Annotated in this window: 16 protein-coding genes; 5 read left to right on the forward strand and 11 right to left on the reverse strand. The window is 65.9% G+C overall.

The window, feature by feature from the left end; all coding sequences use genetic code 11:
- The 4 genes from EGJ34_RS13755 to EGJ34_RS13770 form a co-directional block, all read right to left on the reverse strand.
- A partial coding sequence (locus tag EGJ34_RS13755) for a YdiU family protein (RefSeq protein WP_125361037.1) occupies nucleotides 1-1329 on the reverse strand: 1329 nt, incomplete at its 3' end.
- 37 nt (nucleotides 1330-1366) lie between these two features.
- Complete coding sequence (locus tag EGJ34_RS13760) at nucleotides 1367-2059, reverse strand: glutathione S-transferase (RefSeq protein WP_125361052.1); 693 nt, start codon at nucleotides 2057-2059, stop codon at nucleotides 1367-1369.
- Nucleotides 2060-2176: 117 nt separating this feature from the next.
- Nucleotides 2177-2386 carry a cold-shock protein gene (locus tag EGJ34_RS13765; protein ID WP_125361038.1) on the reverse strand — a complete coding sequence of 70 codons (210 nt, stop codon included), beginning with the start codon at nucleotides 2384-2386 and terminating at the stop codon, nucleotides 2177-2179.
- Nucleotides 2387-2695: 309 nt separating this feature from the next.
- Nucleotides 2696-3604 (reverse strand): pseudouridine synthase, encoded by a 909-nt coding sequence (locus EGJ34_RS13770; protein ID WP_125361039.1) that lies wholly within the window; start codon nucleotides 3602-3604, stop codon nucleotides 2696-2698.
- Between the two features lie 42 nt (nucleotides 3605-3646).
- Here EGJ34_RS13770 and EGJ34_RS13775 point away from each other — a divergent pair, with 42 nt between their 5' ends.
- From EGJ34_RS13775 to EGJ34_RS13785, 3 genes are all read left to right on the forward strand, one after another.
- Nucleotides 3647-4198, forward strand: a complete 552-nt coding sequence (locus EGJ34_RS13775; RefSeq protein ID WP_125361040.1) for a YaeQ family protein — start codon at nucleotides 3647-3649, stop codon at nucleotides 4196-4198.
- A 10-nt stretch (nucleotides 4199-4208) separates the two neighbouring features.
- Nucleotides 4209-5393, forward strand: a complete 1185-nt coding sequence (locus EGJ34_RS13780) for an NAD(P)/FAD-dependent oxidoreductase (RefSeq protein WP_125361041.1) — start codon at nucleotides 4209-4211, stop codon at nucleotides 5391-5393.
- Nucleotides 5394-5484: 91 nt separating this feature from the next.
- Nucleotides 5485-7554 (forward strand): EAL domain-containing protein, encoded by a 2070-nt coding sequence (locus EGJ34_RS13785; protein ID WP_125361042.1) that lies wholly within the window; start codon nucleotides 5485-5487, stop codon nucleotides 7552-7554.
- A gap of 400 nt (nucleotides 7555-7954) precedes the next feature.
- Here the strand turns inward: EGJ34_RS13785 and fabV are convergent, their stop codons facing one another.
- The 6 genes from fabV to queA form a co-directional block, all read right to left on the reverse strand.
- Complete coding sequence (gene fabV / locus EGJ34_RS13790; protein WP_125361043.1) at nucleotides 7955-9214, reverse strand: enoyl-ACP reductase FabV; 1260 nt, start codon at nucleotides 9212-9214, stop codon at nucleotides 7955-7957.
- A gap of 302 nt (nucleotides 9215-9516) precedes the next feature.
- Nucleotides 9517-10494, reverse strand: a complete 978-nt coding sequence (secF, locus tag EGJ34_RS13795; protein WP_125361044.1) for a protein translocase subunit SecF — start codon at nucleotides 10492-10494, stop codon at nucleotides 9517-9519.
- A 16-nt stretch (nucleotides 10495-10510) separates the two neighbouring features.
- On the reverse strand, nucleotides 10511-12367 hold the full coding sequence (gene secD, locus EGJ34_RS13800; RefSeq protein WP_125361045.1) for a protein translocase subunit SecD: 1857 nt from the start codon (nucleotides 12365-12367) through the stop codon (nucleotides 10511-10513).
- Nucleotides 12368-12427: 60 nt separating this feature from the next.
- On the reverse strand, nucleotides 12428-12772 hold the full coding sequence (gene yajC / locus EGJ34_RS13805; RefSeq protein WP_125361046.1) for a preprotein translocase subunit YajC: 345 nt from the start codon (nucleotides 12770-12772) through the stop codon (nucleotides 12428-12430).
- A 137-nt stretch (nucleotides 12773-12909) separates the two neighbouring features.
- The gene (gene tgt, locus EGJ34_RS13810; protein ID WP_125361047.1) at nucleotides 12910-14052 is read right to left on the reverse strand and encodes a tRNA guanosine(34) transglycosylase Tgt; all 1143 of its coding nucleotides are present in this window, start codon (nucleotides 14050-14052) and stop codon (nucleotides 12910-12912) included.
- 171 nt (nucleotides 14053-14223) lie between these two features.
- Nucleotides 14224-15291, reverse strand: a complete 1068-nt coding sequence (queA, locus tag EGJ34_RS13815) for a tRNA preQ1(34) S-adenosylmethionine ribosyltransferase-isomerase QueA (protein ID WP_125361048.1) — start codon at nucleotides 15289-15291, stop codon at nucleotides 14224-14226.
- Nucleotides 15292-15495: 204 nt separating this feature from the next.
- Between queA and EGJ34_RS13820 the strand changes: the two genes are divergently transcribed.
- Both EGJ34_RS13820 and EGJ34_RS13825 read left to right on the forward strand, forming a co-directional pair.
- Nucleotides 15496-16992, forward strand: coding sequence for an aminotransferase class III-fold pyridoxal phosphate-dependent enzyme (locus EGJ34_RS13820; RefSeq protein WP_125361049.1), 1497 nt, complete (start codon nucleotides 15496-15498; stop codon nucleotides 16990-16992).
- A gap of 136 nt (nucleotides 16993-17128) precedes the next feature.
- Complete coding sequence (locus EGJ34_RS13825) at nucleotides 17129-17722, forward strand: TIGR00730 family Rossman fold protein (RefSeq protein WP_125361050.1); 594 nt, start codon at nucleotides 17129-17131, stop codon at nucleotides 17720-17722.
- Here the strand turns inward: EGJ34_RS13825 and EGJ34_RS13830 are convergent.
- On the reverse strand, nucleotides 17723-20439 hold a 2717-nt coding region (locus EGJ34_RS13830), incomplete at its 5' end, for an EAL domain-containing protein (protein ID WP_125361051.1).

The following is a 20439-nucleotide window of genomic DNA, read 5'->3' on the forward strand; positions in this document are numbered from 1 at the left end:
GTCCAGCGCGTCGGCGCGCACGCGGTCGGCGTAGCGCTGCAGCCAGTCCTGCAGCGCGGGCAGCACCGCCGCGCGGCGCTCAGGGCTGTAGAACGCCTCCTCCAGCACCGCCACCGAGGGCGCGGCCAGGTCCAGCGCAGACAAGGCGCGGAACGCCAGGGTCATGTCCATCTGGCCGTCCTGCAGCAGCTGCCGCCACTGCGCCATCAGCGCCAGGTCGTCATCGGTGCACGCGGCCAGCCCGAACTTCGCCGCCACATCGTCGCGCTCGCAGCGGGCGTAGGTCGCCTGGAAAGCGGCCAGCCCCTCGTGCAGGGGCGCTACGTCGTCGAACAGCGGGGCCACGGCCTGCGCCAGCCGGGTCAGGTTCCAGTACGCCACCCGCGGCTGGGTACCGAAACGGTAGCGTCGGCCCTGCGCATCGGTGGTGTTGGGGGTCCAGTCCGGATCGTAGTCTTCCACCCAGCCATAGGGACCGTAATCGATGGTCAGCCCAAGAACAGACATGTTGTCGGTGTTCATCACGCCATGGACGAAGCCGACCCGCATCCAGTGCGCCACCATCACCGCGCTGCGCTCGCAGACCTGCGCGAACCAGCGCGCATCGCGGTCCTGCCCTGCCCCCCCCAGTTCCGGGAAGTCGCGGGCGATGCAGGCGTCAACCAGCTGCCGCAGCAGATCGAGGTCACCCCGCGACGCGGGCAGTTCAAAGCTGCCAAAGCGCAGGAACGACGGGGCCACCCGGCATACCACCGCACCTGGCTCGGCCTGCGGGTGGCCGTCATAGAACATGTCACGTACCACGGCCTCGCCGGTACCGACCAGACTCAGCGCACGCGTGGTCGGCACCCCCAGGTGATGCATGGCCTCGCTGCACAGGAATTCACGGATCGACGAGCGCAGCACCGCGCGGCCGTCGGCCCCGCGCGAGTACGGCGTGCGTCCGGCCCCCTTGAGCTGCAGCTCCCAGCGTTCGCCCTGGCCGGTGACCAGTTCACCCAGCGAGATCGCCCGCCCATCGCCGAGCTGCCCGGCCCAATGGCCGAACTGATGTCCCCCGTAGTTGGCCGCCCACGGCTGCATGCCGGCGTACAGCGCATTGCCACCGAACACGCGTGGAAAGTCAGGGCTGTCGAGCAGGTCCGCGCCGAAGCCCAACCGTCCGGCCATCTCTGCCGAGTACGCCAGCAGCTGCGGCGCGGCTACCGGCGTTGGCTTCACGCTCGACCACGCCGCACCGCGCACCTCGCGCAGTGCCGGTCCCTCCACCGGGTCGCCGGGAAGGTCACGCAGGAAGCGGTTATCGAACTGAAGAGTGGCTGTAGTCATGCCAGAGAGATGGGGCCACTCGACACGGCAGGCAAGTTCAGGCCGCGCCAGCGGCCAGGTCGAGCGACCCGCCCTTGGCCTGCGCACGCTGGTAGGCCGGGCGCTGCGCGATCCGCTCCAGGAACGCCGCCACGCGCGGGTAGGCGGACAAGTCGCCGCCACGCGCTGCGGCCGCCTGCAGCGGGAAGCTCATCTGGATGTCGGCGGCGGTGAAGCGCTCACCGGCAAACCAAGGCGTATTGCCCAGCTCGCGTTCCATCCACTGCAGATGCAGCTTGATCTGGGGGCCGACGAAGCCTTTCAACGCCTTGTCGGCAATCTGTCGGGCAATGGGACGGGCGAAGAACGGCATCGGGGCCTTGCGCAAGCGGGAGAACACCAGCGACATCACCATGGGGGGCATCGCCGAGCCTTCGGCATAGTGCATCCAGTAGCGGTAGCGCAGGCGCTCGGGAGCCTGCAGCGGCAAGGGCTCGGGCGAGAACTGCCGCGCGCTGTCGTAGCGGTCGACCAGGTACTCCAGGATCGCGCCGGACTCGGCCAGCACCAGGGTGTCGTCCTCCACTACGGGCGACTTGCCCAGCGGATGGATGTCGCGCAGCGCCTGCGGAGCCAGCCAGGTGTCCGGGTCGCGCCGGTAGCTGATCACCTGATAGGGAAGATTCAATTCCTCCAGCATCCACAGCACGCGCTGGGAACGGGAGTGGTCCAGATGGTGCACCTTGATCATCAGCAGGTCCGTCACGGCAAACCGCCATGCTACTGCGGGCCGGTGAACAGACAAACAAAAACGCCGGAAGCTTTCGCTTCCGGCGCTTTATGGCAACCTTCCGGTTACAGGGCTGGATTACAGCGCCTGCACCTGGTCAGCCTGCATGCCCTTCTGGCCCTGCACGGCGACGAAGGAAACCTTCTGGCCTTCCTGCAGCGACTTGAAGCCGTTGCCCTGGATGGCGCGGAAGTGCACGAACAGGTCCGGGCCGCTTTCCGGGGTGATGAAGCCAAAGCCCTTGGCATCATTGAACCACTTCACAGTGCCGTTCTGACGATCAGACATTACAAACTCCTGAAACAATAGTTGAAATAATCGCGGCCACCCAATGGCGGGAGCCGAGACTGAGTTGCAGGCGTTGGTAAAGCGGATCGATGAGCAGATCGTGAGATCAACTGCACCAGGCCACGATTCACGGTGACCCTAGCAAACACAGTGAGGGTGACGATACGCGTGTTTTCGGGAAAAAGCGATAGGCAGATCATTCAGCGATTTTGGTCGCACCCCTGACAGGACAAGGATTTCGGAGGTTCCGCGCAAATTCGGACCCCGTATTCAGATTTTTCCTAGCTGAATTTCGGCCAAATTACTGATTTAAGATTCAGCAATTTCGGCCGAAGCGGACAACCGCCGCGCGGACCTGAATTCGCGCCACGTCCCGGACAGCGGGTCGGTGAAGCCCAGCCCCTGCGCCAGCAACTGGAGGGGCACCTGGGATTCGGGGCCTTGCGGCTGCAGCGCCGGATACAGGTCATCGCCCAGAATGGGGGCCCCCAGCGCGGCCATGTGCACCCGCAGCTGGTGTTTTCGCCCGGTGTGCGGGTGCAGCCGGTAGTGCCAGACCGGCCCCTCGGCCGCGATCAGCTCGACCCGGGTGCTTGCGTTGGCGGCCCCCTCAGCCTCGGCCATGCGGAAGAACGGCTCTCCCGGCACCAGCCGGCTGTGCCGCTCGAGCGGGAAGGTGATGCCCGGCAGGGGCGCTGCGAGTGCTTCATACACCTTGAGGATGCGCCGCTCCCGGAACAGCCGCTGGTAGGTGTCGCGCGTCGCAGGGCGTGTTGAGAACAGCACCAGCCCGGCGGTAAGCCGGTCCAGCCGGTGCAGCGGCACCAGATCGCGGTTGAAGGTGTGCTCGACCAGCCGCGCCAGGAGGGTTTCACGCACATACCGCCCGGCCGGCGTCACGGGCAGGAAATGCGGCTTGTCGGCCACCAGCAGGTCGTCGTCCAGATGGAGGATGGAGGCCTGGCCCGCCACCACCGGCTCGTCCGCCACCTCGCGGTAGTAGCGGATCTCCTGCCCCACCCGCCACGGGTCGCCTGCGTTCAGCGCCCTGCCCTGCGCGTCCTGCACCCGTCCGCGGGCAAAGCGGTCCTGCCAGCAGGCGCGGTCGACCTGCGGAAAACGGGCACAAAGCCCATCCAGCAGGCAGGTCCAGGGGCCCACCGGCAGCTGCAGGCGGCTGGGAGCCAATGGATCAAACCGGGAATCGGACGCGCTCATGACCCACGCATTATCATGGCGCTCTTTGTTTCCGGTATCCCCATGGCCCTTACCGCCACCATCCGCAAGGCCGAGCTGCAGATCAGCGACATGGACCGCGGTTACTACGCCAGCCATACCCTGACCCTGGCCCAGCACCCTTCCGAGACCGACGAGCGCCTGATGCTGCGGCTGCTGGCGTTCGCGCTCAATGCCGAAGACCGGCTGGAATTTGGCCGTGGTCTGAGCGTCGACGACGAGCCGGACCTGTGGAAGCAGGACTACACCGGAGCCATCGAGCGCTGGATCGACCTGGGCCAGCCGGATGAGTCGCGCCTGCGCAAGGCGGCTGGCCGCGCCAGCGCGGTACAGCTGATCACCTACGGCGGCCGCGCTGCCGACATCTGGTGGGAGCGCAACGCCTCGGCGCTGAACAAGCTGAAGTCACTGGAGGTGATGGACCTCCCGGCCGATTTCGTCGAACAGTGGGGCGCGAAGATCGAGCGCAGCATGCGCTGGACCGTGTTGATCCAGGACGGCGAGGTGCAGCTGATCTCCGACAGTGGCGAGCTCAGCGTGATCCCGACCTGGCGCAAGCCAAAGCCCCAGGCCTGAGCGCGGCGACATGAGTATCGTGCGTTGCGATGTACTGGTGATCGGGGCCGGTGCGGCTGGCTTGATGTGTGCACTGACCGCCGGCCAGCGCGGCCGCATCGTGCAGGTGATCGACCACGCCAACAAGGTCGGCAAGAAGATCCTGATGTCTGGCGGCGGGCGCTGCAACTTCACCAACACAGGCACCACCCCGGCCAACTTCCTGTCGGCCAACCCGCATTTCTGCAAGTCCGCACTTGCGCGCTACACCCCGTGGGAGTTCATCAGCCTGGTCGAGCGGCATGGCATCGCCTATCACGAAAAGGAGCTCGGCCAGCTGTTCTGCGACATCTCGTCCAAGCAGATCGTGCGCATGCTGGTGGACGAATGCCAGGCAGCGGGCGTGCATATCCGCACCGACTGCGCAGTCACCCGGGTCGAACGCGGCGCGGATGGGTTCCATGTGCATACGGCGCAGGGCCATTTCCATGCGTCCTCGCTGGTGGTGGCAACCGGTGGGCTGTCCATCCCCAGCCTCGGGGCGACCGGCTTCGGTTACGAGCTGGCCCGTCAGTTCGGCCATGAGGTGCTGCCGACCCGTGCCGGGCTGGTGCCACTGACCCTGAGTGGCAGGCACCAGGAGCGCTTCGCCGACCTGAGCGGGGTCGCGCTTCCGGTGGCGGCGCGGTGCAATGACATCGAGTTCCGCAATTCCCTGCTGATCACCCACCGTGGCATCAGCGGCCCGGCCATCCTGCAGATCTCCTCGTTCTGGCAGCCCGGCGACGATCTGCGCCTGGACCTGCTGCCAGGCCAGAATGCTGAAGACTGGCTGCGCACGATGAAGCGCGAGCGCGGCTCGGCCGAGCTGCGCACGGTGCTGTCGGAGGTGCTGCCGCGCCGACTGGCCCTGCGCCTGTGCGAGCACTGGCTGCCCGACCGCCCGGTCAAACAGATCGACGAACGCGAGCTGCGGCAGGCCGCCGCCCTGCTGCAGGACTTCCCGCTGGTCGCCAGCGGGACGGAAGGGTACCGTACTGCCGAGGTGACCCTGGGAGGCGTGGATACACGCCGGGTCTCCTCCAGCACATTCGAGTCGCAGCTGGTGCCGGGTCTGCATTTCGTGGGGGAAGTGCTGGACGTCACCGGCTGGCTGGGCGGTTACAACTTCCAGTGGGCCTGGGCCAGTGGCCGGGCCGCAGGGCTGGTGGTGTAACCGGGCTCACATTCCGCGACCGCCGATTGCGCTCTGGCATGGACGTCGCGGCACGCATCGTGTATCAAGATGGCACTTCGGGGAGTAGTGAATGCAGAACGCCAACGACATCACCGTCCGCCTGCTGATCGTGGACGACAGCGGCGAGAACGCCGAGACCATCGTCAGCACGCTGCGTAACAGCGGCATCGCGGTGCGACCGGCCCGGCCGCAGAACACCGAGGAGCTGGCGCAGATTCTCGGCAGCCAGCCGATCGACCTGGTCCTGGTCGCCCCTGCGCAGAGCATTCCCCTGCTGCAGGTGACCCAGCAGATCGCCGCCAGCGGCAAGGACATCCCGATGATCCTGCTGGCCGAAGCGGTCAATGAGACCGAATGGGTCGAGGCCAGTGCAAACGGGTTCCGCGCAGTAGCCCTGCGCAACCGCCCCGAGCATCTGCTGGCGGTGGTGCGCAACGAATGGACCGACCTCCACGCCCGCCGCGGCCTGCGCCGGATCGAGGCGCAGATGCGCGAGACCGAACGTCGCTGTGACGCGCTGATCTCCTCTTCGCGCGACCCCATCGCCTACGTGCATGAAGGCATGCACATCCGCGCCAACGAGGCCTACCTGGAAATGTTCGGGTACGAGTCGTTCGACGACGTGGAAGGCATCTCGTTGCTGGACATGGTGGCTCCGCAGCACGTGGAAGGCTTCAAGCAGCTGCTCAAGTCGCTCAGCAAGGGCGAAGCACCGCCGCCGCAGTACCAGGTCGACGCGCGCAACCAGGACGGCGCGATCTTCGCGGCCACCATGGAATTCACCCCGGCCACCTACGAGGGCGAGGCGTGCCTGCAGGTGGTGTTCCGCCGTCGCATGGAACTGGACACCGAACTGGCCCGCGAAGTCGAAGACCTCCGCCAGCGCGACCAGGTCACCGGCCTGCTCAACCGACCGACCTTCATGGTGCACGTGGAAAACGCGGTGGCCCAGGCCGGCCGCAGCGAGGGCCGCTTCGGCCTGCTGCTGGTCGAACCGGACCACTACGCGCGATTGCTGCCGGACATCGGCCTGGATTCGGCCGACGCCCTCATCGCCGCCCTCGCCCGCGTGCTGGCGTCAACGGTGGGCGACCGCGCGCAGGTGGCGCGCTTCGGCGAACACAGCTTTGCGGTCCTGATGGAAGGCGCGTATGCCGAAACCGAGGGTCTGGCCGACCGCATCCGCGAAGCCTTTGCGGCGCAGGTGTTCAGCATCGGCGAACGCTCGGCCACGGTGACCGTCAGCATCGGCGGCGTCCAGGTCGGCGAGAAGATCGCCAGCATTGGCCAGGTCCTGGCGCGTGCCACCGAATGCCAGCAGGCCGCCTCCGAACTGGGCAATACCAGCCGCATCTTCGACCCGGCCGCGGTGGACCGCGTCGAGGAAGAGCGGGTGCAGCGCTGGGTGGCGCGGATCAAGGAAGCGCTGGCCGGCGAAGGCTTCCAGCTGCACTACCAGCCGGTGCTGAACCTGCAGGGTGAGCCGCTGGAGCTGTACGAGGCGTACCTGCGCCTGGACAACAACGGCGAGCTGCTGAGCCCGACCGCGTTCCTGGGCATTGCCGAGGAGCATGGCCTGCTGGCGGACATCAACCGCTGGGTGGTGACCGAAGCGATCAACGTGCTGGGCCAACGCGCACGTGCGGGACATGCCACGCACATGCTGGTGAAGATCACACCGGAGTCGTTCAACGACCCGCAGATGGTGGCCACGCTGCGCCGCGAGCTGGCGGCGCACGGGGTGCCGGGCGAACGCCTGTGGCTCCACGCGCCGGAAGCGAAGGTGTTCACCCACCTGCGCAACGCCCAGCAGTTCCTGGCCGACGTGGCTCCGCTGGGCATCCGCATCGGCCTGGAGCAGTTCGGTTCGGGCCTGGATTCGTTCCAGCTGCTGGCGCACTTCCAGCCGCAGTTCCTCAAGCTGGACCGCGACTTCACCAGCGACTTCGCCCGCACCCGCGAGCATGCGGACAAGATCAGCGAGATCACCGCGCGCGCGCAGGAAGCAAACATCCGCACGCTGGCCGAGTTCGTGGCCGATGCCAACTCGATGAGCCTGTTGTTCAGCGCCGGCGTGGATTACGTGCAGGGTGAATTCGTCGGGCCTGCAGGGCCTGCGATGAACTTTGACTTTGCGTGAGGTTTTGGTTTTTCGCGAAGAGCGGCGCTTCGGTTTTCACGTGCTGGGGAGGCCTACGGGCAGCCCCGCTCCGGGACACGCCGCAAGTACGTCCATGTAGGCTACTCCACGGCATCCATGCCGTGGAGTGTCCCTCCGGGGGCTACCCGTAGGCCTCCCCTTCATGCATCGCGCGGTGCGGTGCGAACGGCAAAACCAACGGCAACAGCCGTTTTCAACGTGTAGTGACACGCCATGCGTGTCATCGATAGCGCATCCGGAGGCTGGCACCGTTGATTTTCCGTTGGCCACCGATGAACTGTCGGGGGCCGGTCGGAAACCCGTGAAAACCGGCTGTTCGCCCAATTCCAACAGCAGCCGGGCAGAGCCCGGCTCTACGAGAGCGTAACCCCGAGAAGGATCAGCCGGTGAGATCCACGAGGTTCGGGATGGCGACATCCGTGGCCACGTCCGCTTCATAGTCCACGCCTTCGACGCCGAAGCCGAACAGGCGCAGGAAGTCAGCCTTGTAGCCGGCCAGGTCGCTGATCTCGTACAGGTTCTCGTTGGTCACCTGCGGCCACAGCTTGAGCACTTCGGCCTGGACGTCCGGGGCCATCTCCTTGTAGTCCGCACGCAGGCGGCCGGCTTCGTCGACCAGTTCCACCGTGCGGCCGTCGGCCAGCAACTGGTGGCGCAGGCGTTCGGTGGCAGTGCCGGCGTCCTTGCCACCGTAGACGATGTCATACAGCGTATCCAGCTGCTCGATGCAGCCTTCATGCGTACCGCGCTCCTTCATCACCTTGAACAGCAGCGACAGGTACAGCGGCATGGTCGGAATGGCAGAGCTGGCCTGGGTGACCACTGCCTTCAGCACCGACACGCGTGCGTCGCCGCCAATCTTCTGCAGCTTTTCGCGCAGGCCCAGCACCTTCTCGTCGAGGTCCTTCTTGGCCGCGCCGATCGAACCATTCCAGTAGATCGCCTGGGTGATTTCCTCGCCCACGTAGGTGAACGCCGTGGTGGTCGCGCCCTCGGCCAGCACACCCGCGTCCAGCAGTGCGTCGATCCACATCTGCCAGTCCTCGCCGCCCATCACCGCGACGGTGCCCGCGATTTCTTCGGCGGTCGCCGGCTGCAGCGTGGTTTCGGTCAGCACTTCCTTGTCGGTGTCCAGGCCGCGCAGGGTGATCGGCTCACCGATCGGCTTGAGCGTGGAGCTGATCACCTCGCCGGTGCGCGGATGCTTGCGGCGCGGCGCGGCTAGGCTGTACACCACCTGGTCAACCTGGCCCAGGTCCTGTTTGATCAGCTCGATGACCTTGGCCTTCACTTCATCCGAGAACGCGTCGCCATTCACGCTCTTGGCGTACAGGCCAGCCTGTTCGGCGTACTTGTGGAATGCCGCCGAGTTGTACCAGCCCGCCGTGCCCGGCTTGCTGTCGGTGCCCGGGCGCTCAAAGAACACACCCAGCGTGGCCGCTCCACTGCCGAAGGCGGCAGTGATGCGTGCGGCCAGTCCGTAGCCGGTCGACGCACCCAGCACCAGAACGCGCTTGGGCCCGTTGGGCAGCTTCGGCTGCGCCTTGATGTAGTCGATCTGCTGCTTGACCGCTGCGTCGCAGCCGGCCGGATGGGTGGTAACGCAGATGAAGCCGCGAACGCGCGGTTTGATGACCATGAACACCTCGAGGGAAACGGAGCGGCCGGGTGAGCGGCCGCGCAACCCCGAAATCGTAGTGCCCCCGACGCCCCCGCACAACCAACGCCCCAGTACGGAAAAAGGAAAAGCCGCGCAATGCGCGGCTCCCAAACACCCCTGACGAAGGAGGAGCCCCTTTTTGTTAAAGGGGGCGCGTCCAGGGAATTGCAGGAGCAATTCCCAACGTCGCAACGCGACGGCCCGAAAGGTGACCGCCATGGATGGCGGTCATAACGGCGCGGGGTTAAGGTGGAATGCGTGGGCGCGAGTGCGTCGGCCGTTTACGGCCGACGCGCGAGCGCTTCCACGTCCTTCGCCTTCGGCAGCAGGTCCTGCTTGCTTACGCGCAGGAAGCCGATCGTCAGCATCGGCACCGCCACCAGGATCGAGGACACCACCACGATCACCGCACCGATCATGTGGGTTTCGGCAAGGCCTTCCAGCGACGTACCACCGTACAGATACAACGCCAGCGCCGACAGGAAGAACATCACCGCGGTGATCACCGTACGCGACAGCGTCTGGTTGATCGAGCGGTTCAGCACTTCCAGCGGTTCCACGCGCAGGCTGCGGAAGTTTTCACGAACGCGGTCGAACACCACGATGATGTCGTTGATCGCAAAGCCCATCACCGACAGCAGACCGGCCAGCAGGTTCAGGTCGAACTCGCGTCCCATCAGCGACATGTAGGCCAGCGTGACCAGCAGGTCGAACAGCGCCACGAGGCTGGCGGTGACCGCGAACTTCCATTCGAACCGGAAACCGATGTAGATCAGGAAGCCCACCAGCATGAACACGGTCGCGTACAGCCCGTTCAAGGCCAGGTCCTTGCCGATCTGCGGACCCACGTACTCGTTGCGCAGGATGGTGGCCGAATTTTCGGCCGTGGTGATGGCTTTCAGCACGGCGTCGCCGGTGGCCTTGTCCTGGGCCGCCCCTTCGGCACCCGGATCATGGGCACCGTGCGGGGCCAGGCGGATCAGCAGGTCGGTGTTGCCACCGAAGCTCTGCACCTGGGCGTTCTCGAAGCCATTGGATTCCAGCTTGGAGCGGACCTGCTCGACGTCCACCGGCTTGTCGAAGCGGGCTTCGATCAGCGTGCCGCCAGTGAAGTCCAGCGCGAAGGTGAAGCCCTTGACGCCGATGATGGCCACCGAGGCCAGGAATACCGCGATCGTGACCGCCATGGCCACATGGCGCCAGCGCATGAAGTCGATCTTGGTGTCGTTCGGGAGGATGTGCAGCGGAAACAGTTTCATTGTGCGTGTCGTCCCGTCAGATGGCCACGTTCTGGAGCTTCTTGCGACGGCCGTAGATCAGCGTCGCCAGCGCGCGCGATACGGTGATCGCCGTGAACATCGAAGCGAAAATACCGATGATCATGGTCAGGGCGAAGCCCTTCAGCGGACCGGTGCCGAAGGCGAACAGCGCCACACCCACGATCAGACCGGTCAGGTTGGCGTCCAGGATGGTGCCGCTGGCGCGTTCGTAACCGGTGACGATGGCGGTCTTGCCCGGCACGCCGGCGCGCAGCTCCTCACGGATGCGCTCGTTGATCAGCACGTTGGCGTCCACCGACAGGCCGACCGACAGAGCCAGGCCGGCAAAGCCCGGCAGGGTCATGGTGGCACCGAACAGCGACATCACCGCCACCACGATCAGCAGGTTGAACAGCATCGCCGCCGAGGTGATCAGGCCGAACATGCGGTAGTACACGGTGAAGAACACCAGGGTGAACAGGAACGCGTAGATCACCGCGGTGATGCCGCGCTCCACGTTCTCCGCGCCGAGGCTCGGGCCAACCACGCGCTCTTCAACGAAGTCCATCGGTGCGGCCAGCGAACCGGACTTCAGCAGCTTGGCCAGGTCTTCAGATTCCTTCTTTTCCAGACCGGTGGTCTGGAACTGCTTGCCGAACACGCCGTTGATGTTGGCTACCGAGATCACTTCCTCGTTGACCTTGAAGCTGCGCACTTCCTGGCCATCCACCTCGGTCACGGTCGGCACGCGTTCGGTGTAGACCACGGCCATCGGCTTGTTCACGTTGGCGCTGGTGAAGTCGAACATGCGCTGGCCGCCGACGGCGTTCAGGGTCACGCTGACTGCATTGCTGCCGGTCTGCGGGTCGGTGGTGGCCTGTGCGGCAACCATCTGGTCACCGGTCACGATGACGCGCTTGTTCAGCAGGATCGGGCCGCCACCGTCACGACGCTGGTAAACCTTTGCTTCGGGGGGAATGCGGCCGCTGGCAATGGCGTCCTGCGCGTTCCCTTCAACCACTGCGCGGTATTCCAGGGTTGCGGTCGCACCGATCATGCGCTTGGCTTCAGCGGTGTCCTGCACGCCCGGCAGCTGCACGACCACGCGGTCGGCACCCTGGCGCTGGATGATCGGCTCGGACACGCCGAGCTGGTTGACGCGGTTACGCAGGGTGTTGATGTTCTGCTCGATCGCGCCGTTGGCAATGGTGGTCAGCTCGGTTTCCGGCACGCTCACGGTGATCCGGTTGCCATTGGCGTCGTAGCCCAGGGTCGGCTGCGCCTTGGCCAGCAGCTGTCGCGCACGCTCGACCACTTCGGCACCGGCCGACGGGCTGATCACCGCGACAATGGTGTTGTCCGGGCGACGCTCGACCGACTGGTAGGCAATGCGGGCATCGCGAAGACTGGTGCGCACGTCTTCAGCATAGGCATCCATGCGCTTGTCCAGCGCGGCCTTCTGGTCGACCTGCAGCACGAAGTGCACGCCACCCTGCAGGTCCAGGCCCAGCGTCATCGGGCGGCCGCCCAGCCTGGACAGCCAGTCCGGCACGGTGGAGGCCAGGTTGAGCGCGACGGTGTAGTGCTCGCCCATGCTGTCACGCAGCAGGTCGCTGGCAGCGGCCTGGGTCTTCAGGTCGGGCAGGCGGACGATCAGGCTGTCGCCCTCCTTCTCCGCTCCGATGGTGCTGATGCCGGCCTGCTTCAGGTCGGCCAGTACGCGGTCACGGAGCGCGTCGTCGACCTGGCCGCCACGGTTGGCGGTGATCTGGACGGCCGCGTCCTTCTGGTAGATGTTGGGCAGCGCGTACAAAGCGCTGAGCGCCAGTACGATCAGGATGACGACGTACTTCCAGCGTGGAAATTCAAGCATTGCCAGGTTCCTGCGCGGTGCCAGTCCCGGCACCGCGGTTGGTCTTGGGAAAAAGAGGGATCAGACCGCCGACTTCAGCGTGCCGGCCGGCAGCACGTTGCCGACTGCGCCCTTCTGCACGCGGATGTTCACGTTGTCGGCCACTTCGATGGTGACGAAGTTGTCGCCGATCTTGGTCACCACGCCGGCGATGCCGCCGTTGGTCAGCACTTCGTCGCCGACCTTGATCTTGTCCAGCATCGCCTTGTGTTCCTTCTGGCGCTTCATCTGCGGACGGATCATCAGGAAGTACATGATCGCGATCAGGATGATCGGGAACAGCAGCGTGGTCAGGCCCATGCCCTGCGGCTGGCCGCCGGCGGCTTGGGCGTGGGCGGCGGGAATCAGAAAAGCGAGCAGGTTCATTGTGTGTCCTTGGGTTGGAGGCGCCCTGCCCCGGAAGGAAGGGTGTCGCCGCGAAACGGTGGGTCAGCCGCGAAGTATGCCACGGCCCCGGGGGTTATTCCTTGGGCCAATTGGCACGGTCTTCAAGGCGGCAGGGGTCAGGCGTGGCCGTCCAGCGCTGGCGTGGCCATTCCCCGGGCTGCGTAGAAGGACTCGCGGAAGGCGGTGAAGGTTCCCGCTGCGATGGCCGCACGCATGTCGGCCATCAGTTTTTCGTAGTAATACAGGTTGTGCAGGGTGCCCAGCATGGGAGCCAGCATTTCGTTGCAGCGGTCCAGGTGACGCAGGTAGGAACGGGTATAGCCGCTGCTGCAGGCATGGCAGCCGCAGCCCGGCTCGATGGTGTCCATGTCGCGCTCGTAACGGGCGTTACGGATCCGCACGGTGCCGGTGGAGGTGAAATAGTGGCCATTGCGGGCATTCCGGGTGGGCATGACGCAATCGAACATGTCCACGCCCCGTGCCACGCCTTCCACCAGGTCCTCCGGACGCCCCACGCCCATCAGGTAACGCGGGCGGTCGGCGGGCAGGATCGGATTCAGATGCTCGAGCATGGCGTTGCGCTCGTGCTCCGGCTCCCCCACCGCCAGCCCGCCGATGGCGTAGCCGTCAAAGCCGATCTGCTGCAACCCTTCGGCCGAACGTGTGCGCAGGTCGTGGTGAACGCCGCCCTGGACAATGCCGAACAGGGCCGCGTCGTTGCCCAGTTCATCGTGGGCGTTGCGGCTGCGCTGGGCCCAGCGCAGGCTCAGTTCCATCGAGGTGCGCGCGACCTGCTCGGTGGCCGGGTACGGGGTGCACTCGTCGAAGATCATCACGATGTCCGAGTCGAGCACCTTCTGGATCTTCATGCTTTCTTCCGGGCCCAGGAACACCTTGGCCCCGTCGGTCGGCGAGGCGAAGGTGACGCCCTGTTCGGTGATCTTGCGGCGGTGGGCCAGCGAGAACACCTGGAAGCCGCCGGAGTCGGTCAGGATCGGGCCGTTCCAGCGCGCGAACCCGTGCAGGCCGCCGTGGTCGGCGATCACGTCCAGGCCCGGTCGCAGGTACAGATGGAAGGTGTTGCCGAGGATGATTTCCGCCCCCAGCGCCCGGATCTGCTCCGGCAGCACGCCCTTGACCGAGCCATAGGTGCCCACCGGCATGAATGCCGGGGTTTCCACCGTCCCGCGCGGGAAGGTCAGGCGGCCGCGACGGGCACGGCCGTCGGTGGTCTGTAGCTGGAACTGAAGTCGGGACATCGGGACGGATACTGGGCAAATAGTCGCCGATTATCGCCCATTTCGACCCAGGACGCCCGGTTCGGGGTCACGTTGACACGCATGGCGTGTCACAACGCGGGGATCCGTAGAGCCGGGCTTGCCCGGCTGAACGGCCGACCATGGCGCAGCCGGGCAGAGCCCGGCTCTACGTCATTCCCCCTTGGGGAACAGCAGCATGGCGTCGCCGTAGCTGAAGAAGCGGTACTTCTCCGCGATGGCGGCCCGGTACGCCTCGAACACCCGCTCCTGGCCGGCAAAGGCTGAGATCATCATCAACAGCGTGCTTTCCGGCAGGTGGAAATTGGTGATCATCGCGTCCACGCTGCCGATCCGGTAACCCGGGGTGATGAAGATCTGGGTTTCACCAGCATAGGGCAGCAACTCGCCGTCGCGCATGGCGCTTTCCAGCGCGCGCACAACAGTGGTGCCGACGCCGATCACGCGACCACCGGCGGCGCGGGTCTGGCGCACCTGCTGGACCAGTTCGGCCCCCACGTTCAGCCACTCACGGTGCATCACGTGGTCCTTGAGGTCATCCACCCGCACCGGCTGGAACGTGCCCGCACCCACGTGCAGGGTGACGTGACCGGTGGACACACCACGCGCCTTCAGCGCCGCCAGCAGGTTCTCGTCGAAATGCAGGCCTGCGGTCGGAGCGGCCACCGCCCCGACTTCGCGCGCAAAAACCGTCTGGTAGCGCTCGCGGTCATCCATGCCAGGTTCGCGCTGGATGTAGGGCGGAAGCGGCAGACGACCCGCGTGCAGCAGCCACTGCTCCAGGTTTTCCGGGACATGGAACTGCAGCACATAGAACTCGCCGTCGCGCCCCAGTACCTCGGCCTCGCCTCCGGCATCGAGCGCGATCCGGCTGCCCGCCTTGGGCGACTTGCTGGCCCCGACCTGGGCGCGCGCCTGCTGCCCGCCCAGCAGGCGCTCGATCAGGATCTCGACCCGGCCGCCACTGGCTTTCTGTCCGAACAGGCGCGCCGGAATCACACGGGTGTCGTTGAACACCAGCAGATCGCCCGGCTGCAGCAGGTCTGGCAGGTCACGGATCCGGCGATGCTCAAAGGCGGCCGGGGCCGGCGGCACCAGCATCAGGCGACTGGCCGAGCGCTCCGCGAGCGGGGCCTGGGCAATCAGTTCGGGCGGCAGATCGTAGTGGAAATCGGACTTCTTCAAGGCGGCGTGCAGCAACAGGTCTGGAATGCCGCGCATTGTACGACTGGCCCCCGGTGGTCATGCAGCGGGCGGGGAACGTCGGGCAAAATGCTGCTATGCAACAGTTTTCGGCGGGGTTATCGCGCGAAAACGCGCGTGCTAGCATCGAACCGGAAGTCCGATGCACGAGCCCCGAAGCGCGCGCCTGGTCGCGCGTTTTGCGTTTTTCGCCGTGCTGCCATTCGTTTCAGGAGATCTGCAATGAGCTTCATCGAACGCCTCGCCCCGCTCCGCGCCCAGACCGGCACCCGTCTTACTACTGGCCTGGATGACGCCACGCTGGAGCGACTGGCCAGCGCCCACCCGCAACTGCTCGCTGCGGTGGACGCGGCGGCCGCCGAATTCGCCCGCATCCGCGAGGACGTCAGCGACCTGCTGCCGCTGGACGAGCGCGACCAGATCGCGGCCATGCAGGACGGCTTCGTCAATTTCTATGCAGATGATGCGGTAACGCCCTATGTGGCGCTGGCCGCACGCGGTGCCTGGGTGGTGACCCTCAAGGGCGCGGTGCTGTACGACGCTGGCGGCTACGGCATGCTGGGCTTCGGGCACACGCCGCCGGCGGTGCTGGAAGCGCTGGCAGCACCGCAGGTAATGGCCAACGTCATGACCCCTCACCTTTCCCAGCGGCGATTCATCCAGGCGCTGCGGGCCGAGATCGGCCACACCCGGGGCGGCTGTCCGTACGCCCGCTTCATGTGCCTGAATTCCGGCTCCGAAGCCGTCGGCCTGGCTGCGCGCATCGCCGACGTCAATGCCAAGCTGCAGACCGACCCGGGTGCACGCCATGCCGGTGCCAGGATCAAACGGGTCGTGGTCAAGGGCAGCTTCCACGGCCGCACTGATCGCCCTGCCCTGTACTCCGACTCCAGCCGTCGCAGCTATGTACAGCACCTGGCCAGCTACCGGGGCGAGGACAGCGTGATCACCGTGGCACCGTACGACGAGGCTGCGTTGAGGCAGGTGTTCGCCGACGCCGCCGAACAACGCTGGTTCATCGAGGCCGTGTTCCTGGAGCCGGTGATGGGCGAAGGTGACCCGGGCCGCTCGGTGCCGCCAGCGTTCTATGCGCTGGCGCGTGAGCTGACCCGCCAGCACGGCAGCCTGCTGCTGATCGACTCGATCCAGGCAGGCCTGCGCGCGCATGGCGTGCTGTCGCTGGTGGATTACCCCGGTTTCGAGGGGCTGGAAGCGCCGGACATGGAAACCTATTCCAAGGCACTCAATGCCGCGCAGTTCCCGCTGTCGGTGCTGGCCGTGACTGAACACGCCGCGCAGCTGTATCGCAAGGGGATCTACGGCAACACCATGACCTCCAATCCGCGCGCGTTGGACGTCGCCTGCGCGACCCTCGGCCTGCTCACCCCCCAGGTGCGGCAGAACATCCGCGAACGCGGGGCCGAAGCGGTACGCAAGCTGGAACACCTGAAGTCCGAGCTCGGCGGCCTGATTACCAAGGTCCAGGGCACCGGCCTGCTGTTCTCGTGCGAGCTGGCACCGCAGTTCAAGTGCTACGGAGCCAACTCCACCGAGGAGTGGCTGCGCAACCACGGCATCAACGTCATCCATGGCGGCGAGAACTCGCTGCGCTTTACCCCGCACTTCGGCATGGACAGCGACGAGCTGGACCTGCTGGTGCAGCTGGTCGGCCGCGCATTGAAGGAAGGGCCGCGCCGGGAGGCGTCGCAGGCGGCGTGAACGGTTGACGGCAAGCCGGGCTTGCCCGGCTCCACATCGTGCGATAATGCGCGCCTGCATCACGGAAACCACCCCGCCGGCCACCGGCGGGGCTTTTTCGTTTCCGGCGCAGCATTTTTGAACACAGGAAGATCCAATGAAGTCGATTTGCGTTTACTGTGGCTCCAACGCCGGTAGCAAGCCCATCTACACCGAGCGCGCGATCGCGCTGGGTGATCGCATCGCCCGTGACGGCCTGCGGCTGGTCTACGGCGGCGGCAATGTGGGCCTGATGGGTACGGTGGCAAACGCCGTGCTGGCCGGCGGCGGCGAAGTCACCGGTGTGATTCCGCAGCAGCTGGCCGACTGGGAAGTGGCCCACCGTGGACTGACCGAACTTGAAATCGTCGGCTCCATGCACGAGCGCAAGTCGCGCATGTTCGAGCTGTCCGACGCCTTCGTGGCTCTGCCCGGTGGTTTTGGCACCATGGAAGAAATCTTCGAGATGCTCACCTGGCGCCAGCTCGGCATCGGCAACAAGCCGTGCGCGTTCCTGGACGTGGACGGATTCTATGCCCCGCTGATCGGCATGATCGACCGCATGGTGGAGGAGCGCTTCCTGCACCCGGACCAGCGCGCCGACCTCTGGTACGGCTCGGACATCGACGCCATGCTGGACTGGATGCGCAGCTACCAGCCGGCACAGGCGTCCAAGTGGATCGACGAGAAGCGTCGCACCGCATTGGTTTGATCAACCGCCAACGAATGCGTCCATCGGCGCGGGGCGGCCCAGCAGGTAGCCCTGCCCGTAATCGCAGCCCAGCTGCAGCAAGGTCTGCCGCTGGGCGGCGTTCTCGATTCCCTCGCCCACCGTCTCGATCCCCAGTGTGCGCGCCAATGAAAGCACGCCCTGCACCAGCGCATAGGTGCTCTGCATGTCGTGACCATGCAGGCCGGCGATGAAACTCTGGTCGATCTTCAGGGTGGAGATCGGGAACCGGTGCAGGTAGGACAGCGCCGAGAAGCCGGTCCCGAAGTCATCCAGTTGTACCAGCACGCCCCGCTCGCGCAGGGTCTGCAGGACGCGCAGCGTGCGCGGGCCATCGTCGAGCAGCGCTACCTCCGTGATTTCCAGCCGCAGCCGGCGCGGGTCCGCCCCGGCGGCCTCGATCAGGCCAAACAGACGCTGGCTGAAGTCCGGCGAGCGGAAATGCCGCGGTGACACATTCACCGACAGGTAGCCCTCCCCACCCTGTGCCAACTGGCTGATCACGTCTTCGTAGAGCAGCCAGTCCACCTGTTCGATCAGGCCGCTTTCCTCACCCAGATCCAGGAACGCGCTGGGCAGCAGCAGACCGCGCCGCTCGTGCTGCCAGCGCAGCAACGCCTCATAGCCCATCACCCGGCCATCGCTCAGGCGGACGATAGGCTGGTAATACGGCACGAAGTCGCGATTGTTGATCGCCCGGCGCAGGTCGGCCTCCAGGTCCAGGCTGCGCAATGCCTCCTCGCGCATGGCTTCGTCAAAGACCGCGAAACGGTCCTTGCCCTGCGCCTTGGCACGATACATGGCCGCGTCGGCGTCCCGGACCAGCTCCTCGGCATTGCGATAGCGCGGCCCCCAGAGCGCGATGCCCAGGCTTCCTGAAGGGAACAGCTCGCGCCCCTGCACCCACATTGATTCCTCCAGTGCAGCCAGCATGCGCTGGGAAAATTCCCGGGCCGAGCCCAGGCCGTCCGGGCACTGCAGCAGGATCGCGAACTCGTCTCCGCCCAGGCGCGCAACGACGTCGGACGCGCCCACCATGGACACGATGCGACGTGCGACCTCGACCAGCATCTGGTCGCCGGCTGCGTGCCCGATGCTGTCGTTGACCAGCTTGAAACGGTCAAGGTCCAGGAACAGCACCGCAAACGCAGGCCCGCCCGGCAACTGGGCCAGGTTGATGGCGTCCCCGAGCCGGTCCAGCAGATGTACGCGGTTGGGCAGCCCGGTCAGCGCGTCATGCAGCGCCTGGTGGGTCAGCCGCTGCTCGGCCCGGAGGCGCTCGCCGATCTGCCCCAGCAGCTGTTCGTTGACCTCGGCCAGTTCGCGCGTCCGTTCTTCCACGCGCTTTTCCAGCTCGGCGTGCGCAAGCCGCAGCTGCTCCTGGTTGCGTTGCCGGGCCAGGCCATTGCCGATGTTCTGTGCGGCAAAGCTGAGCAGGCGCTGATCGTGCGCGGTGAAGCTGATCTCGGGCGAGTAGCTCTGCACCACGATCACGCCGACCACTTCGTCATCACTGAGCAGCGGCACGCCCAGCCAGCAGTGCGAGCGCGCACCGAACTCGTGCACGCGACCGGCTGCCCGCAGCGAGTCGATGTGTTCCCGCGACGCCAGCAGCGGCTGCCGGTTGCGGACGATGTACTCGGTCAGACCGTGGCTGAAGGGCCGCGACGGCCGCGCGGGATTGTACTCATCCACCGAGTACACGAAATCCAACCCGTCCCCGCTCTCGTTGACCAGCGCGATGTAGAAGTTGCGCGCATCCAGCAGCGTGCCCACCACCCCGTGCACCTGCACGTAGTACTGATGCAGGCTTTCGGCGCTCATCGCCATTTCCGCGATGTTGAACAGCGCCAGCTGCAGTTTTTCAGCACGCCGCCGCTCGATCACCTCGTCCTGGAGGCTGTGGTTGGCGCGCTGCAGTTCCACCGTGCGCCGTTCCACCTGGCGCTCCAGCTGCACCTGCGCCTGGCGGCGATCCATGGCGGTAAGAATGTGCTGGGCAACATACCCCAGCAGGGTGCGGTCGGCCTCGTTGTAGCGCACGCCATGCTCATAGCTCTGCACCACGATCGCACCGCACACACGGGCGTCGCGCAGCATCGGCACGCCAAGCCAGTCCAGGCTTTCCGGTCCACGCCGCGGGTCGACTTCGTCGCTGAGCGCAGCCAGCAGCTCATTGGACGGCCCGCTCAGTGGCTTGCCGTGGCGCAGCAGCGCGAAGGTCAGACTGCGCGGCATCTCGTCTTCTTCGTAACTGCGATCGGGATCGGCCACGAACGTGTCGCGCTGGTCGGCGAAATACAGGAAGCGGATTCGCCGGTGGATGTCGTCGTACTCGACGATGTAGCAGTTCTGGGCGTACATCAGCGAGTTCAGCACGCGATGGAAATGCCGCAGCATGTCGGTCATTTCCAGATCGGCACCGGCGAGGTCGGCAATCTCGTACAGCGCCTGCTGCAGTCGTTTGGAGTTTTCCAGCGACAGTATCTGTTCGCGCTGTCGCGCCATCACCAGCGCATCCTGCAAGCCCGCGCGGGCCAACGACCACCACGCCTCCTGCGGAACCGTACCGTCGGCCAGGCAGGCACGTATCGCCAACGCGCCGCCCTGGTGATGCCAGCGGCGCAGACTGCCGTCGGCAGGCAGCGCGGCCCCGAACAGAACCCCGGGCAGATCGGTGGGCCCGGTGTCGCCCCCGC

Source organism: Stenotrophomonas sp. 278 (genome assembly GCF_003935715.1).
Lineage (GTDB): Bacteria > Pseudomonadota > Gammaproteobacteria > Xanthomonadales > Xanthomonadaceae > Stenotrophomonas > Stenotrophomonas maltophilia_AH.